This is a genomic window from Hyphomonas atlantica corrig. (assembly GCF_017795365.1).
GTDB lineage: Bacteria > Pseudomonadota > Alphaproteobacteria > Caulobacterales > Hyphomonadaceae > Hyphomonas > Hyphomonas atlantica.
Window position 1 is genome coordinate 709,105 of sequence record NZ_CP051254.1, and the last position, 15,516, is coordinate 724,620.

Consider the following 15,516-nt stretch of genomic DNA (forward strand, 5'->3'; position numbering starts at 1 on the left):
ACAGTTCAAGGTCTTTGGTGCGGGTCAGCCTGTGCAAGCGCCGGTCTTGTGTCCGCTGAACAACCCTATCATGCGGATCGAAACGCTTTCAGCTTCCCCCTCTATGATCATTGAGCCCTGAAGCGAATTGCGATCCGGCGCGACAACGATCAGTGCATCGCCCACCAGCTCAATATCATCCATCGTACAGGAAAGATCGAAACTCAGATGGTTGTCACTGCCCCGAGAATCCAGCACATCGCAATTGTCGATCCCGATTGTATCGACATCCAGCCGCGTGTCTTCTTCACTCGCCCAGCATTCCGTGGTGAATTCAAATTCGGGATCTATGTCCTGGCGCACGCCGAACATTGTGAGTTCGGGCACCATCGACAATGTCGTTTCCCAAGAGCCTTTGTTTACCGTGATGGCTTCCTGGCCAGAAGCGTGGCCGGTCAGAACAATACATAACGCGCCGATGACGAGTCGTCTCATGGCAGGATCCCGTCTTTTGTCTCAGATTTCCGTTTCGAATTCGAGTTCGACCGGTCCGGTCATATAAACACGGTCATCGGTTTCCCGCCATTCGATAGTCAATTCACCACCATCAAGGATCAGTTTTGCCGTACGATCTGTCAGTCTCGCACGCGCCGCGCACACCAAGGCTGCACACGCTCCAGTACCGCACGCTTTGGTTAATCCGGCGCCGCGTTCCCAGACGCGCAGGCGGATGGTCTGCCGGTCAATGACCTGCGCAAAGCCAACATTTACACCCTCAGGAAAGGTCGGATGCCACTCAACAAGAGGGCCGAGCGCCCGGATATCATAATCGTCAACATTCTTGACGAAAAAGACCGCATGGGGATTCCCCATCGAGACAACAGCAGGCCGGGCCAGCCAAGGATTGTCGATCGGACCGATCTTCACATCCACGCCGCGCACATCCATTTTTTCAGAAAGCGGAATGTCTTCCCACCCCATCAGGGGCGAGCCCATATCGACCGTGATCAGGCCGTTATCCGCAGAGAACGCCTTTAGCACGTCCGCCTCGGTCTGGATCGTCACCCGGTCCTTGCCAGTCTCGGCCAGAAGCAATTTTCCGACACAGCGCGTGGCGTTGCCACAGGCAGACACTTCAGTGCCATCTGCATTCCAGATACGCATGAACACGTCGCGCGCAACGTCCCGCTCCAGTGCAACGATCTGGTCAGCCTTCATATCTTTGGCAATCTGGCGCACCTGATCTGTGCTCGGCACGAACGAAGTCGACCGCGCATCGAAAATGGCAAACGCGTTGCCCGCACCATTCATCTTCCAGACTTTCATCCGTCAGCCCTTAAAGTGTTTATGTCGACCAGAAAAGTGGAACTTCGCGCGTGATAATCATCACTTGGGAAGACCGAAGGAGACAATCCAGCCCGAAACCTGGATCACGAGCGCGGTGATCAGCGCGCCGCCCACAAGCGGATGGGACACAAATATCGCAAGCGCGACCACAGACAGGCACGCATAGTCAACTAGATCGCTCGACATCAGCCAGCCCTGCGGCTGTCGCGCGCGCCGCACATCAAACAGGGTCACACTACGCCAGACACGGCCCATATCCGGTGGACCAAACGCCTCCTGCAGTCTCTTTGGATCACGTATCCCGGTCATCTCCGCAAGGTCTGCAACCCTCGCCTCACCCAGTGCGACGTTGCGCTTTCGGGCAGACGTGCCGATCAGGCTGACAATTGCCGAAAGCACCACCGCAAGCGCGATGGCGAATAGGGTAAAATCATCAAAAGGCCCGTATCCACTCATGCGACCTCATATAGGGAAGCGTCGGCAAAACGGAAGCGCTTGCTTCAGACGGTTGGAACGGTTCCGCCATCGATGATGAATTCCGAACCCGTGATGGTGCCGGCTCGCGAAGAAGACAGGAACACGATCAGGTCCGCAACTTCCTCCGGGGTCGACGGACGCCCAATGGGTATTCCCCCAAGAGACTGCATCAGCTTGTTTTCGGCGTCCGCATAATTGCTGCCATCTTCGCGCGCGATGCGGTTGACCAAATCAATGGAGGCTTGCGTCTTGATCCATCCGGGGGCCACCCTCAGAACCCGAATACCCTTTGGCCCAACTTCCTTCGACAGGCCTTTGCTGTAGGCAGACAATGCCGCCTTCGCGGAAGCATAGGCGGTTGTCGCTTCGGGCAAGGGCATCAGGCGTTGGATGGAACTGATGTGGACAATCGTACCGCTCCCCTGCTCGATCATTGTCGGCAGGAGGGCCCGGTCCAGTCGCACCGCCGGCATCAGGTTCCGGTCCAGTTCCGTCTGCCATTGCACATCATCCAACACCGAGAACCCGCCAGATGGCGCATCGGAACCGCCCGCCACATGCACAAGTATGTCCAGGCCACCCAACAGCTCCAGGGCTTTGTGGGCGAGATCCGCGCATCCTTCAGCGGTGTTCAGATCGCTTGCCACGAACTGCACACCCGGAGGCAGGGCCTGCGGTTGCCGGCGCGCGGTTGTCAGGACGTTGGCGTCCAACGCCGCAAAGCATTCAACCACTGCGTGGCCAACACCCCTCGTCCCGCCCGTGACCAGAACGCGATGCTGGTGGAAATCCAGGCTCCAGCTCATGGCTTGATCTCCAGAGCTGCGATTTGATCATCCCGGAGCGTGAAAAAGTAGCGCAGCCGTACGGGACTGCCGGGAAAATTGCCTTCGACACGTCCGGTCACCACATATTGTTCGCCAGCCTTCTCCGCTTCCAACGGGGTGACCTGATAGGACGTGGTCGCCTTGGCTTCCAGCTTCCAGGCCTTTATCGCGTCCCGGCCCTGATAGGTCTTCTGCTCGTCGATTACGACGGCCTCAACCGAAAACAAGTCTGACAGGCTGTCGGTATCATTCGTCGTCTCTGTCTCGAAATACCGATGAATCGTAGAGGGAAGTTCAATGGACATATGCACCTCCTGTCCGGCAGTCCGGAATGGACTGTCTTGCGGAAAAGCCGATATCGATCTAGCCAGAATAAATGACAAGTACGGACAAAAAAGTCGGGTACTTACCCGAAAGTGTGCGCCCGGAGTATACGCCGCTGTCTGCCGCAGAAGGTGTAGAGGCCGCTCTGCGCATGCTGGAAGGCCGATGGAAGATTCTTATTCTCTTCCATCTTTTCGGCGAGCGATTGATGCGTTTCTCTGATCTCGAACGGGCAATTCCGGCCGTGTCCCAGAAGATGCTGATCCAACAGCTACGCAAACTGGAGGCCGACGGCCTTGTGAGGCGCATCGTTCATCCCGAAGTGCCGCCTAGAGTGGAATACTGCCTCACAGACTGGGGCGAAAAGCTCTGCCCGGCGCTCGATGCACTTCTTCTCTGGGGTGAACGAAAACCGGAAGGCGAAGCCTGACCTAGCGCTCGCGCGGAATGGCGGCCCAGTAGTCAAAGTCCAGCAACACGCCATCGGCGTATTTGCCATCTTCTGTCTTGTAGGCGAACGCGCCCGGATCCTGATCTTTCACCGCGACGAGTCGAAGACGCAGTGCGCCGACATTGTCAGATAGCTCAGTCTTCTCGAGCACTTCGCTCCAGGCATAGATCGTATCTCCTGCGAACAGTGGGCTCGCATGGGTGCCGGCGTTGATCGCGAGCATGTGTCCGGCATTGGCCAAGCCATTGAATGCCAGCGACCGCGCGATTGAAATGACAACACCGCCATAGATCAGACGCTTGCCGAACCGGCTCGACTTCTGACCATGGGCGTCAAAATGAACTTTTGCTGTGTTCTGATACAGGCGCGTCGCGATCTGATGCTCCGCCTCTTCAACAGTCATGCCGTCGACATGATTGATCTTCTCACCGACCTCATAGTCTTCAAACATGTGCTCGCTTCCGGAGAGGGATGTGTCCCAACTGTCCATTGCCGCGAAGCCAGATAGTTCAACGCCCGGCACGCTTTTGGGCAGGTCCGGGATCACGGCTTCAGGCGCTGGAGAACTCGCATCACGCTTGTTGACCATCACCCAGCGCACAAAGGACATGACCTCTTCACCGCGCTGGTTCGTGCCGCGAGTGCGAACCCAGACGACACCGGTCTTACCGTTGGAATTCTCCTTTAGGCCAATGACTTCAGACACCGTATTCAAGGTATCGCCCGGCATAACCGGCTGCGAGAAGCGACCATCAGCGTATCCGAGATTCGCGACAGCATTCAGAGACACGTCTGGAACAGACTTGCCGAAAACAACATGGAACGCGTGCAGCGGGTCTATCGAGAGGCCTGGATATCCGGCCGCCTTCGCGAACTCGGAAGAGGAATACTGCACAAAACGTCCCCCGGTGAGCGCGCGATAGAGCGCGATGTCACCTTCTGTCAGCGTCTGTGGCGTTGCGTGCACAAGTGGCATGCCAACAGAAAAATCTTCGAAGAAATGGCCGGGATTGGATTTCGATGTGCTGGTCATACGCCCCTCAGGTCAGTTGGGGGCAATATTTCCCGGCGTCAGGCCGCGACATGCCCCAGATACAGATCGGCGATCACCTGACCGTCACTGGCACTGGAAATCAAGGCCGGTGAGACGAAGGGCAGCAGGAGGATACCTATGGTAGCGGTCGCAAGCAGGCCGCACATCATCTGCTGCTCTCGATTCTCAGAAAATTCGTCCAGCATGCGCGGTCCGGCGAGCATGTATGGCACGCCCAGCGTGCAAAAAGCGGAGAAGGCGACCAGAAGGCCAGCAAGAATCATGAACACGATCATGATCCTGCTGTGCCAGACAGTGGTTGAGGCTTCGCGTGGAAGATCTGTGAAATTTCACAGACCTTCCCGGCTATTTCAGTTCGAGCATGGTCTCGATCGGGCGACCAAGCGCAGCTTTCTTGCCCTTTATCAGGATCGGTCTCTGGATGATCTTCGGGTTCGCAGCCATTGCCGCGTAAATTTCGTCGTCCGTTGATGTCGCATCAATGCCAACATCCGTCGCGTTCTTGTCGCGCAAAAAAGCGCGGGGCGAGTCAGCCCCGAGTTTCTTGGCGATATCTCGCAACTCGCTTTCGCCAAGCTGCTCTGATGCGTTCATGTATTTTCGGATCTTTGGATCAATGCCGTTCTCCTGCAGAAGGGCGAGCCCCTTTCGAGATGTGCTGCAGCCGGAATGGTGAAGATATGTGTAGGTCATGTCGATGCCTGAATGCGTAAGTGTTTACCCTGAAACTACCCGATATCGTGGCGCATCACGCCTCGAAAGCGCGAATAGCCTTGTCCATCTCCACAGCGCGGCGGGCTTCCTCAAGATGCAGCAGTTCCGTCATTTTGCCGTTCACCTTCAAAACGCCTTTGCCTGCGTTCTCGGGATCGGCAAACGCTTCGATTACAGCTTGGGCATGCTCCACATCATGAGGGCTCGGGGCGAACACACGGTTTGCTGTATCGAGCTGCGAAGGGTGGATCAGCGTTTTGCCGTCGAAGCCCAGATCGCGACCTTGCTCGCACTCATCGATCAGGCCCTGCTCATTCTTGATGTCATTGTAGACCCCATCAATCGCGATGATGTTGTAGGCACGCGCGGCGGCCACGGACAGTTGAAGGGCCGTTTGAAACGCTAGGCGGTCCGGCGTCATCCGCGCGCGGTACTCTTTTGCAAGATCATTGGTGCCCATGACAAAAGTCGTCAGGCGTGTGCGGCCCACGGCTTCTGCGATGTCCTTGATGTTCAGGATGGCCTTCGGCATCTCAATCATAACCCAAAGCCCCATATCGGCAGGAGCCCCGGCCCGGCTCATCGCATCATCAAGACGGTCGATATCGCTGCCATCTATGACTTTCGGTGCCAGCAAGGCATGTGCGCCCGAATCCACCGCCATTTTAAGGTCTGCCTGCCCCCATTCGGTGTCCAGACCGTTCATGCGGACGACGATTTCACGATGTCCGTAGCCGCCCCCCTGTATGGCAGCGCGGATCGTTTCCCTCGCCGCCTCTTTCGCGTCGGGAGCAACAGCATCCTCGAGGTCCATGATAACCGTATCGGCGGCGAGAGATTTGGCTTTTTCCAAGGCACGCTCATTCGCACCGGGCATGTAAAGGCAGGAACGGCGGGGACGGTGAAGCGCTTCAGGCATGGATGGGTATTTCCTCGATTGTTTGACTTGTTCGGCGAAAACAGGTGAACCGTCACTGTCCAAAGATCAATAGCTCCAAAGGTCGCCCTTCATGACTGCATCCCCGATTGCTGGCATCGTCGAACCTAGTTTTGAAGCCGTCCGAGATGCGTTCGACAAGAACTTTGCGGATGGCGAAGAACTCGGCGCCGGCTTCGCGGTGATCAAGGATGGAGACGTTGTCGTAAATCTCATCGGCGGCTGGGCTGACCGCAAGAAGGAAGCACCCTGGACGAACGAGACGCTCGTGCCGGTGTACTCCACAACAAAGGGTATTGCTGCTCTTGTTCTGGCCCATCTGGTCGAGCGCTTGCCAGCGGGCTTCGAAACGGCTGTCGCAGATGTCTGGCCAGAATTTTCAGCCAATGGAAAAGGCGATGTCACCATCGGACAGGTTGCCAGCCATCAGGCAGGCTTGCCGGGCTTCCCCGATGAGATCGATCCAGAACTCTGGCTGGATCCTCCCTCCTGCGCGGCCGCCCTCGCTGAACTCACTCCGATGTGGCCTCCCGGAAGCGCGCATGGCTACCATCCGTTGAGCTGGGGCTATCTGGTTGGAGAGATCGCCCGCCGCATAAGCGGAGAGACGCTGGGCACCACCTTGCGCAGCCTGTTCCCGAATATTGATTTCATGATTGGAACGCCCGCCAGCGAACACGATCGCTGCGCCGATATTCAGCGCCCGCGCGCCCTCGCCGACCTTGGCGAAATCACCCCGGCCCGGCGGGCCGCCTTTATCAGTAAATGGTCTGCGCCCAATCGCGGCGGCGCAATCTGGCGGGAGATCGAAATTCCGTCAGCCAACGGCCACGGCACTGCCCTCTCTGTTGCCCATTTGTACGAAACCTACACAAAGGGCGGCGGCGCATTGATGAATGCGACGACATTCGATGCCCTCTCCTCGGCGCGGACTCATGGGCCAGATCTCGTCCTCCCCATGATCACGAGCTTCGGCGCGGGCATCATGCACAACACGCATGGCCTGTTTGGGCCAGAACCCACCACGCTCGGTCATTGCGGCTGGGGGGGCTCAATGGCCATCGCGGACCAGCGCAACGGATTAACCTGCGCCTATGTGATGAACCGTCAGTCCAACATCCTTGTCGGTGACCCGCGCGCCGTGCGCCTTGTCGAAGCCGCCTATGAGTGTCTCTGATCGATGTTGAGCCATGTAGACTGGGCAGCTTTCCTGGTCGCCATGGCGGCCATTGAACTCACGCCCGGTCCGAACATGGGATGGTTGGCGGCATTATCCGCACAACGAGGGCGACGTGCCGGCATGTTGGCGGTCTGTGGGATCGCCCTTGGACTGACCGCCCAGTTAATGGCCGCAGCCACGGGCCTTTCTGCCCTGCTCGGGCAGATGCCTGTGCTGTACGAAATGCTCCGTTGGTCCGGGGTCGCCTTCATGGTTTTCCTCGCCTACGAAGCGTGGCAGGACACAGGCGAAACGTCGCCCCTCAATCGAAATAATGCGGATGGTTTCTGGCGCGGGTTGGTGGCAAACCTGCTGAACCCCAAGGCTTTGGTGTTCTACGTCGTTGTCGTCGGACAATTCGCCAATGCCCAAGTCGGGCCGGTCTGGCTTCAGATCACCGCATTGGGGGTGATTCATGTCGCGATTGCCACCTTCATACACACCCTGATTGTTCTGCTGGGCGCACGCTTGGGCACTACACTTGAAACCTATCGAACCGCACCGGTCACCCGTGGCGTGTTCGCCATCATGATGCTGGCCATAGCCGCGTGGATTGCCGTCTCTACAGGGAACACGTGCAACTAGTTGGCACGAAGATTGCGAGAATGTGATCGGAGGCAACTCCAATCATGCTAAATCCCCTTTGGCCTCGGCAAATATTGCGCCGAGGCCCTTTTTTAGCTGACACGCGCCGCCCGAGCCAGCCGCCGCGCCTTTGCTTCTCCCATCACACTGTCAGTGGTGAACACGACGAGTGCGGTCCAGATAAAGCCAAATGCGGCAGCGTGAGTCCAACCGAACGGTTCCCTGAACAAAAGCACGGCGATCAGGAACTGAAGTGTGGGCCCGACATATTGCATCATACCGATGGTCGAGAGTTTCAATCGCCGTGCAGACAGCGCAAACAAGATCAGCGGTACCGATGTTATCGGTCCGGCCGCCACCAGCAACGCAACATCCCACCCCCCATCTCCGAACACGCGCGCGTCAGGCTGCCCCGCAACCCAGGCCAGCCAGCTGACGGCAAAAGGCACCAGCAACAAGACTTCCATCAGGAAGCCCGCACGGCTGTCGATTGCGACTTGTTTTCGGATGAGGGAGTAACAGGCAAATGTCATGCACAGGAACAAAGCAACCCAGGGCACGCGTCCGAATGCGACAGTCAGTATACCAACGCCGACTGTTGCAATGGCCACCGCAATCCATTGCGCGATCCGCAAGCGCTCGGAGAAGAAAATCATGCCGAATACGACATTCACCAGCGGATTGATGTAGTAGCCGAGCGACGCCTCCATCGTCCTGCCAGCATTCACGGCCCAGATATAGCATCCCCAATTCGCCCCGATCAGCAGACCGGAGATGAGAAGCCATTTCAGCTTGTCCCATTTCACGGCGGCGCGGACGTCGCGCCAGTTCGCGGCAATGGCTATGAAAATCAGAGCGGTGGGGACGGACCAGACCACGCGATGTGCAAGCAGGTCTGCCGCACCGATGTGCTGCATCAGCCGGATGTAGAGCGGCAAGCTCCCCCAGATGAAATAGGCCCCCAGGCCGGCAACAAATCCAAGGCGTGTTTCAGCGTTCATGGCCCAGCGCCTAGCACTGAGCCATGAGAAAAAGCCACCCAATTATTGCTTCGAAGCGTGTCAGTTCGTGACGACAGGCTGTTTTTCCGGTTTCAGTATGCCGCGGTTCAGGAGTTCCTCGGCAATTTGAACCGCATTCAATGCGGCGCCTTTGCGCAGATTGTCAGAGACACACCAGAAAGCGAGGCCATTTTCAACGGTCGGGTCGACACGAACACGGGAGATGTAAGTCGCCCATTCGCCCACGCACTCTTTCGGCGTGATGTAGAGTTCTTCCTTCGGATCGTCGACCAGCATGATGCCTGGGCTTTCGCGCAGGATTTCCTTGGCCTGTTTTGCACTCATCGGCCCGGCAAGCTCAACATTCACGGCTTCCGAATGGCCAACAAAAACCGGCACACGCACACAGGTCGCGGTCAGTTCAATGGCTGGGTCGAGAATTTTCTTCGTCTCGACGCGCATTTTCCACTCTTCCTTGGTGAATCCATCGTCCATGAAGACATCGATCTGAGGGATCACGTTGAAGGCGATTTCCTTCTGGAAGACTTCCGGGGTCGGCTCGTCATTCACGAACACACCGCGTGTCTGATTCCAGAGCTCGTCCATCGCATCCTTGCCTGCGCCAGATACGGATTGATAAGTCGAACAGACGACGCGCGTGATGCCCACGGCATCGTGTAGCGGCTTCAGCGCCACAACCAGCTGCGCCGTGGAACAGTTCGGGTTCGCGATGATCATCTTCTTCTTGTAGTCCAGCACCGCTTCGCCATTGCACTCGGGAACAACCAGCGGCACATCCGGGTCCATCCGCCATGCGGACGAATTGTCGATGGTAATCGCACCGGCCTTCGCAATTTTCGGCGCCCACTCCTTGGCGGTCGACCCGCCGGCAGACATGAGGACGAGATCGACCTGCGAAAAGTCGAATTGCTCAATATCGTGACACTTCAGGGTGCGGTCCCCATAGGAAACTTCCTTGCCAAGAGACCGGCGGGAGGCAACCGCGAACACTTCATCGGCGGGGAACATGCGTTCCTCCAGAATGTTCAACAGTTCGCGTCCGACATTACCTGTTGCGCCGACGACTGCGATCCGGGTGGCCATGATATTACTGCTCCTACAAAATGAACCGGGCTTATGGCGCATCTTGGACGTTTGTTAAAGCCTGTTGCTAATGACTTGCTGCTAAGGCAGACCTGACAAGGCGCGACCATTGGAGCTGAAGCCATGCTGAATGACGTGATCAACCGCTATCTCGCCTGTTACAATGCACGCGATATTGACGGCATGCTCGATTGCGTGACGCAGGATGTCGTTTTCGAGAATATCTCGAATACGGGTCAATCCATGCGTCTTGATGGGAAGGACATGATGCGACAGGTTGCAGAACTGTCCGGCAACGCATTTTCCTACCGCCGTCAAAGACTCGTCAATCTCGTAAGCGGCGGCGGAAAAGCCGCGGCGGAAATCGAGTTTGAAGGCAAGGCCGCGGTCGATTTGCCCAATGGGGTCAAGACCGGCGAGACCGTAAAAGTTCGAGGCGCCAGTTTCTTTGAATTTCGGGGCGATCTGCTGTGTCGTATCGCTGATTACAGCTAAGCAGTCATGCAACAGGCTACGGATTTTCTCGATGAAACGAAGACGCTGTCGGACCTGATCGCGCCACTTGATGACTCCGACTATCTTCAGGAAACGGCGTTCAAGGCCTGGACCATAGATATGGTATTGCGTCACTTGCACTTCTGGAACAAGGGCGCCCTGCTTTCAGTTACAGATGAAACCGCTTTTGAAGCGCTTGTCGTTGACCTGACAAACGCGCTTCGCGATGGGGCCCTCCCTGCCCATGAGGAGGCCCATTTCAATGGACTTTCCGGCCGCGCCCTTCGGAGCGAATGGCTCCAACTGGCGCACAAGACAGCAGACGTTTTCGCGTCGACAGATCCGGGGCTGCGCCTCAAATGGGTCGGCCCAAGCATGAGCGCGCGCTCGTCAATTACCGCCCGCTTGATGGAAACATGGGCACATGGACAGGAAGTGTACGACCTGCTCGGAGTAACCCGCCAGAATGCCGACCGTATCCGGAACATCGTCGTGCTGGGTGTAAATACGTATGGCTGGACATTTGCGAACCGGAAGCAGCAGGTTCCTGAGCCAATGCCCTATCTGCTCTTGACCGCGCCTTCCGGAGAGGAATGGACATTTGGCGATGAGCAAGCCGATGAGCGCATCATCGGACTCGCCGAAGAATTCTGTCAGGTCGTTACGCAGGTCCGGAACATTGCGGATACCAGTTTATCCGTCACTGGCACAAACGCTGCGGCCTGGATGGAACAGGCCCAGTGTTTTGCCGGACCACCCAATCCTCCGCCTGCGCCCGGCACGAGATTCATGCGTCCTCGGAACTAGAGAACGGCGATGACCGCATCCGCCATCTGGCGCGTAGTCAGCTCACCACCGAGGTCACGCGTTCGCGCGCCTTTCTCAAGCGCTGAACCGACCGCTGCGAACAGGGCATCCGCAGCCTTCTCGCGGCCCAGAGACCAGCGAAGGGCCATTTCCAGAGACAGGATAGCCGCACACGGATTGGCAATCCCCTGCCCTGCTATGTCGGGGGCGGATCCATGCACAGGCTCATAAAGCCCCGGCGTGCCTTCATCACCCAGAGACGCGGATGGCAGCATGCCGATTGAACCGGTCAACATGGCGGCTTCATCAGACAGGATATCTCCGAACAGGTTGCCCGCAAGAATTACATCGAACTGTTTTGGGGCCCGGACCAGTTCCATCGCGCAGGCGTCAGCGTACATATGACTTAGCTCAACACCCGCGCCGTGCTCGGCGTGCGTCAAGGTTACTTCCTGGCGCCAAAAAAGACCTGTTTCCATGACGTTTGATTTCTCTACTGAGCAGACACGGCCATCGCGACCGCGTGCAACCTCAAACGCCACACGCGTCACGCGCTCGACTTCCGGATGGGTATAGATAGATGTGTCGTACCCGCGGCGCAGGCCGCCCTTTTCATCGATGCCCCGCGGGGTTCCGAAATAAACGCCGCCCGTCAGCTCCCGGACGATCATGATATCGAGGCCTTGAACGATTTCCGGTTTCAGGCTCGACGCGCTCACGAGGGCCGGGAAACAGAAAGCAGGGCGAAGATTTGCGAAAACATCCAGCCCTTTGCGCAAGGCCAGCAACCCGGCCTCCGGGCGCTTGTCGCGAGAAACGCCATTCCATTTCGGTCCGCCAACCGCCCCCAGGAGCACCGCATCCGACCTTCGTGCCAGGTTAAGTGTATCGTCCGTCAAGGGTGTGCCGTGCGCGTCATAGGATGCGCCGCCAACCAGACCTTCCTGAAGCTCCAGGTCCGGGGCCACCACACCTGCCAGACGGCGTACTTCGGCAACCACTTCCGGGCCAATTCCATCACCGGGCAAAAGAAGAAGGGTCTGTTTCACTGTGAGGCTCCACTAAGTTTGGTTTTTGTTCGGTTTGTAAGATATTCTTTCAAAACAAACGCCTACATTCCCGGATCTTTTTCAATTGGAGTATAACGACGATCAACCGCGTCCTTGAATTCCTTAGCTTGCTCTCTGTTGCGTTCATCAATCGCGGCCCACGTCGCCTTATTGTTGCACACACGTTTAGGCAGAATTGATCCAAACTCCTGAATAGAGCGACATTCGGTCTTCGCTCCCTCCTCGAAAGACATGCTTTTCGTCTTCGGTGAACTAGCGCATGACGCCACGACAGATACCATAACTACAACGAAAACAGGCTGAACACACTTCATTCGATGTTCTCCAGATAAATTGGTTGATATTCAAGCTGAGTAGGCGCGGTGGCACCCGCAGGCAATAACTTCTTTCCTAACGAGAAACCCAAACGAGAAAAAAGTGTTTCGAAGTCGAACGAACATCGATAGACGCCACGATATTGATCCGCCTTCAATCATGCTGTGCCAAGATCGAACCCCTATTTCGGATGCACTTCTTTGTTGTCGGCCGTATCATCCGGCAATGTGATATCCACCTCTGGCTCCAGACCGAAAGGGTCAGTGTGACACGCCGAAACGTGGATCAATGCAACAAGCGCGATAGTGCTTCCAATCAGTCGGATCATGCTGTCTTTTCCAACCAAGGCATAGACACGCGCCGTTTCGCTTCGAACGTATCGATCTCAGAAGCCGCCATCATGGAGCTACCGATCTCATCGAGGCCAGCCATCAAATTCGCCTTGCGCCCTTCGTCCACCTCGAATGCGAAAGTTTCGCCGTCCGGCGCGGTGACGATCTGGGCTTCCAGGTCCACCGTAAAGACGTGGTTCGCACCACCTGCCTGATCCGCCAGTTTCTGGCAGACATCAACTGGCAACCGGACAGGCAAGATTCCGTTCTTGTAGCAATTGTTGTGGAAGATATCGGCAAAGCTCGGCGCGATAACGCAAGTAATCCCCTGGTCCAGCAAAGCCCAGGGCGCGTGCTCACGAGAGGATCCGCAACCGAAATTTTCACCCGCGATCAGGATGCTCGCTTTCGCATATTCAGGACGGTTCAAAACGAAATCAGCTTTTGGCGATCCATCGGACAGCGTTTTCAACTCGTGAAACAGGCCTTTCGACAAGCCCGTGCGTTCCGTCGTCTTCAGAAATTGCTTTGGAATAATCATGTCAGTGTCGACATTGGACATCGGCTTGCCCTTTTCGAGCAAAGGCGCAGCCGTTCCGGTAAGTTGGGTAAATGCTTTCATGAGCGGCTTCCTAGCGTGAAGAATGAGCGATGAACAGAGTGGGCACGCCGAGCGTGCCGTCGCGGACAGTAAAGACAGTCGAGCCAGGCTTCCGGCCAGTTCGCTGTTCAGAGACATTGAACCCGGCTTCGGTCAATCGCGCATGAGCCGCGGAAAGATCGTCCACTTCCCAGGTCAGGCCCCAGATACTGTCAGGCGCAGACGGGTCATGCGTCTCTCCCAGGCGATGGATCACCTCAAACGTCAGACCGCCGGTCCGGAAAAACAGGAACCGCGTCTTCCATTCCTCCCGGGTCCGATCGAGCGCCAGATCCAGTCCCAAGCGCGCGCCGTACAGACCCAACGCCCTGTCAGGATTGGGTGTGTTGATGACAACATGATCGAGAGATTTGGCACTGCTCGCCAGCGCATCTGCCAAGGGCAATGATGACTCCGGGCTGACAACAAACGTCTTCACACCGGCCGTTTGGGAGTCCGAACACCGAAAACGTGACCATTTGCGCGTGTTGCCGTCGATTTCGTTCGTACTGGCACCTCCAGCAACTTCATCCGGCATCAGGCCGCGGCGCGTCAGCTTGTGATGTGCCAGAGCGATATCGTCAGTGCCGAAGGCCAGGCTTTTCAGCCCGGGCCCCTCTTCCGAGATGATTTCACGCAACCGGTCAGCGACAGTCCCCTCCCCATCCGGCGCCATCAGTTCGAGGCTTGTATTGCCCAGTCTGAAGAGCGCCGTCGCAGCTCCGCCGGATGACGCCCGCCAGTCTACTGACCGCCCAAGCAGGCGCTCATAAATGGCAGTGCCCATCGCGATATCGGGGCAGACGAGAACGAAATGATCGAGACCGGAGATCATGTGTCGTTAGAGGCCCTCAAAAAGCGCCGTCGAGACATAACGCTCAGCAAAACTCGGCAGGATCACGACCAACGTCTTCCCCGCCATGTCGTCGCGCGTTCCGACCTTCACCGCCGCTGCGGCCGCCGCGCCTGAAGAGATGCCGCCCGGAATGCCTTCAAGCTGGGCCAGTTTGCGAGCCGTTTCAAACGACTCCTCATTCGACACTTTGACCACTTCGTCTATCAGGCTCGTATCGGCGTTGCCCGGAATAAAGCCGGCGCCAATACCCTGGATCGTATGTGGTCCGGGCTCTCCACCAGACAGGACCGGGCTACCTTCGGGCTCGATCGCCATCATCTTCAGGCCCGGCTTGCGAGCCTTCAGCACCCGGCCGCAGCCGGTGAACGTGCCGCCGGTTCCGATGCCGGACAGAACGGCATCCACCGCCCCATCCGTGTCCGCCCAGATTTCCTCTGCCGTAGTCTTCTCGTGAATTTCAGGGTTGGCCGGGTTGTCGAACTGGCTCGGCATAACAGCGCCGGGTGTTTCAGACAGAATTTCCTGCGCTTTCGAAATGGCACCTCCCATCCCCTTCTCTTTTGGGGTCAGAACCAGCTCTGCGCCCAGATAGGCCAGCATCTTGCGCCGCTCGATGGACATGGATTCCGGCATGGTCAAAATCAGGCGATAGCCTCGGCTGGCCGCCGCAAAGGCGAGGCCGATGCCGGTGTTTCCAGACGTCGGCTCAACCAGCACGCCGCCCGGTGACAGCTTGCCGCTGGCCTCCAGCTGCACGATCATGTTGAGCGCGATCCGGTCCTTCACGCTGGCGAGTGGATTGAAGAACTCGCACTTGAAGAGAAGATTGGCCTTGATGCCTTCGGACTCCGCAAACTTCGGCGCAGCCACCAGTGGCGTCGAGCCAACGGTTTCCAGGATCGAGGCATAGGTCCGCCCGCGCGGGCCATCCAGCTTGATGTTTCCGGGCAGTGTGACGGTAGTGCTCATGGGTTTGCTCCCT

Annotated in this window: 21 protein-coding genes; 5 read left to right on the forward strand and 16 right to left on the reverse strand. The window is 57.3% G+C overall.

What is annotated here, in order from left to right; genetic code table 11:
- Positions 1-24 precede the first annotated feature (24 nt).
- Genes HF931_RS03560 through HF931_RS03580 form a run of 5 tightly spaced genes read right to left on the reverse strand, consistent with a single transcriptional unit; the run spans position 25 to position 2,935 of the window.
- Positions 25-474 carry a DUF3617 family protein gene (locus HF931_RS03560; protein ID WP_273241898.1) on the reverse strand — a complete coding sequence of 150 codons (450 nt, stop codon included), beginning with the start codon at positions 472-474 and terminating at the stop codon, positions 25-27.
- Positions 475-495: 21 nt separating this feature from the next.
- Positions 496-1,305 carry a diaminopimelate epimerase gene (gene dapF, locus HF931_RS03565; RefSeq protein WP_273241899.1) on the reverse strand — a complete coding sequence of 270 codons (810 nt, stop codon included), beginning with the start codon at positions 1,303-1,305 and terminating at the stop codon, positions 496-498.
- A gap of 60 nt (positions 1,306-1,365) precedes the next feature.
- Positions 1,366-1,782 carry a hypothetical protein gene (locus HF931_RS03570; protein ID WP_273241900.1) on the reverse strand — a complete coding sequence of 139 codons (417 nt, stop codon included), beginning with the start codon at positions 1,780-1,782 and terminating at the stop codon, positions 1,366-1,368.
- A gap of 44 nt (positions 1,783-1,826) precedes the next feature.
- Positions 1,827-2,609: an SDR family oxidoreductase gene (locus HF931_RS03575; protein WP_273241901.1), complete on the reverse strand. Its 783-nt coding sequence runs from the start codon at positions 2,607-2,609 to the stop codon at positions 1,827-1,829.
- The gene (locus HF931_RS03580; RefSeq protein ID WP_273241903.1) at positions 2,606-2,935 is read right to left on the reverse strand and encodes a nuclear transport factor 2 family protein; all 330 of its coding nucleotides are present in this window, start codon (positions 2,933-2,935) and stop codon (positions 2,606-2,608) included. Before HF931_RS03580 ends, HF931_RS03575 begins: the two co-directional genes overlap by 4 nt.
- 71 nt (positions 2,936-3,006) lie before the next feature.
- On the opposite strand from HF931_RS03580, the gene HF931_RS03585 reads away from it, so the two are divergent.
- Positions 3,007-3,384 carry a winged helix-turn-helix transcriptional regulator gene (locus HF931_RS03585; protein WP_273013594.1) on the forward strand — a complete coding sequence of 126 codons (378 nt, stop codon included), beginning with the start codon at positions 3,007-3,009 and terminating at the stop codon, positions 3,382-3,384.
- Position 3,385: 1 nt separating this feature from the next.
- Here HF931_RS03585 and HF931_RS03590 read toward each other — a convergent pair whose 3' ends face one another.
- The 4 genes from HF931_RS03590 to HF931_RS03605 form a co-directional block, all read right to left on the reverse strand.
- A complete protein-coding gene (locus HF931_RS03590; RefSeq protein ID WP_273241904.1) occupies positions 3,386-4,438 on the reverse strand; it encodes a MaoC family dehydratase in 1,053 nt (350 codons plus the stop codon).
- A 38-nt stretch (positions 4,439-4,476) separates the two neighbouring features.
- Positions 4,477-4,728: a hypothetical protein gene (locus HF931_RS03595; RefSeq protein ID WP_162175946.1), complete on the reverse strand. Its 252-nt coding sequence runs from the start codon at positions 4,726-4,728 to the stop codon at positions 4,477-4,479.
- 76 nt (positions 4,729-4,804) lie between these two features.
- Positions 4,805-5,152 carry an ArsC/Spx/MgsR family protein gene (locus tag HF931_RS03600; protein ID WP_035548927.1) on the reverse strand — a complete coding sequence of 116 codons (348 nt, stop codon included), beginning with the start codon at positions 5,150-5,152 and terminating at the stop codon, positions 4,805-4,807.
- A 55-nt stretch (positions 5,153-5,207) separates the two neighbouring features.
- Positions 5,208-6,092 carry an HpcH/HpaI aldolase/citrate lyase family protein gene (locus HF931_RS03605; protein ID WP_035548930.1) on the reverse strand — a complete coding sequence of 295 codons (885 nt, stop codon included), beginning with the start codon at positions 6,090-6,092 and terminating at the stop codon, positions 5,208-5,210.
- 91 nt (positions 6,093-6,183) lie between these two features.
- Here HF931_RS03605 and HF931_RS03610 point away from each other — a divergent pair, with 91 nt between their 5' ends.
- Together HF931_RS03610 and HF931_RS03615 are read left to right on the forward strand one after the other, a co-directional pair.
- The gene (locus HF931_RS03610) at positions 6,184-7,287 is read left to right on the forward strand and encodes a serine hydrolase domain-containing protein (RefSeq protein WP_035548933.1); all 1,104 of its coding nucleotides are present in this window, start codon (positions 6,184-6,186) and stop codon (positions 7,285-7,287) included.
- Between the two features lie 3 nt (positions 7,288-7,290).
- Positions 7,291-7,914, forward strand: coding sequence for a LysE family translocator (locus HF931_RS03615; protein WP_035548935.1), 624 nt, complete (start codon positions 7,291-7,293; stop codon positions 7,912-7,914).
- Between the two features lie 92 nt (positions 7,915-8,006).
- Here the strand turns inward: HF931_RS03615 and rarD are convergent, their stop codons facing one another.
- Complete coding sequence (rarD, locus tag HF931_RS03620) at positions 8,007-8,915, reverse strand: EamA family transporter RarD (RefSeq protein ID WP_035548938.1); 909 nt, start codon at positions 8,913-8,915, stop codon at positions 8,007-8,009.
- Positions 8,916-8,975: 60 nt separating this feature from the next.
- Positions 8,976-10,019, reverse strand: coding sequence for an aspartate-semialdehyde dehydrogenase (locus HF931_RS03625; protein WP_035548941.1), 1,044 nt, complete (start codon positions 10,017-10,019; stop codon positions 8,976-8,978).
- 123 nt (positions 10,020-10,142) lie between these two features.
- Between HF931_RS03625 and HF931_RS03630 the strand changes: the two genes are divergently transcribed.
- Positions 10,143-10,514 (forward strand): nuclear transport factor 2 family protein, encoded by a 372-nt coding sequence (locus HF931_RS03630; RefSeq protein WP_273013580.1) that lies wholly within the window; start codon positions 10,143-10,145, stop codon positions 10,512-10,514.
- 6 nt (positions 10,515-10,520) lie between these two features.
- Positions 10,521-11,321, forward strand: coding sequence for a TIGR03084 family metal-binding protein (locus HF931_RS03635; protein WP_273241905.1), 801 nt, complete (start codon positions 10,521-10,523; stop codon positions 11,319-11,321).
- Here HF931_RS03635 and leuB read toward each other — a convergent pair.
- The 5 genes from leuB to cysK form a co-directional block, all read right to left on the reverse strand.
- Positions 11,318-12,370: a 3-isopropylmalate dehydrogenase gene (leuB, locus tag HF931_RS03640; protein ID WP_273241906.1), complete on the reverse strand. Its 1,053-nt coding sequence runs from the start codon at positions 12,368-12,370 to the stop codon at positions 11,318-11,320. The two genes, HF931_RS03635 and leuB, sit on opposite strands and share 4 nt — an antisense overlap.
- 517 nt (positions 12,371-12,887) lie before the next feature.
- Entirely contained in the window at positions 12,888-13,034 is a 147-nt protein-coding gene (locus tag HF931_RS03645) for a hypothetical protein (protein ID WP_273241907.1), read from the reverse strand.
- Positions 13,031-13,660 (reverse strand): 3-isopropylmalate dehydratase small subunit, encoded by a 630-nt coding sequence (gene leuD / locus HF931_RS03650; RefSeq protein ID WP_273241909.1) that lies wholly within the window; start codon positions 13,658-13,660, stop codon positions 13,031-13,033. The genes HF931_RS03645 and leuD overlap by 4 nt, the downstream gene beginning before the upstream one ends.
- Before the next feature lie 10 nt (positions 13,661-13,670).
- Positions 13,671-14,513, reverse strand: a complete 843-nt coding sequence (locus HF931_RS03655) for a VOC family protein (protein WP_273241910.1) — start codon at positions 14,511-14,513, stop codon at positions 13,671-13,673.
- 6 nt (positions 14,514-14,519) lie between these two features.
- Positions 14,520-15,503 carry a cysteine synthase A gene (cysK, locus tag HF931_RS03660; protein WP_273241911.1) on the reverse strand — a complete coding sequence of 328 codons (984 nt, stop codon included), beginning with the start codon at positions 15,501-15,503 and terminating at the stop codon, positions 14,520-14,522.
- Positions 15,504-15,516: the final 13 nt, after the last annotated feature.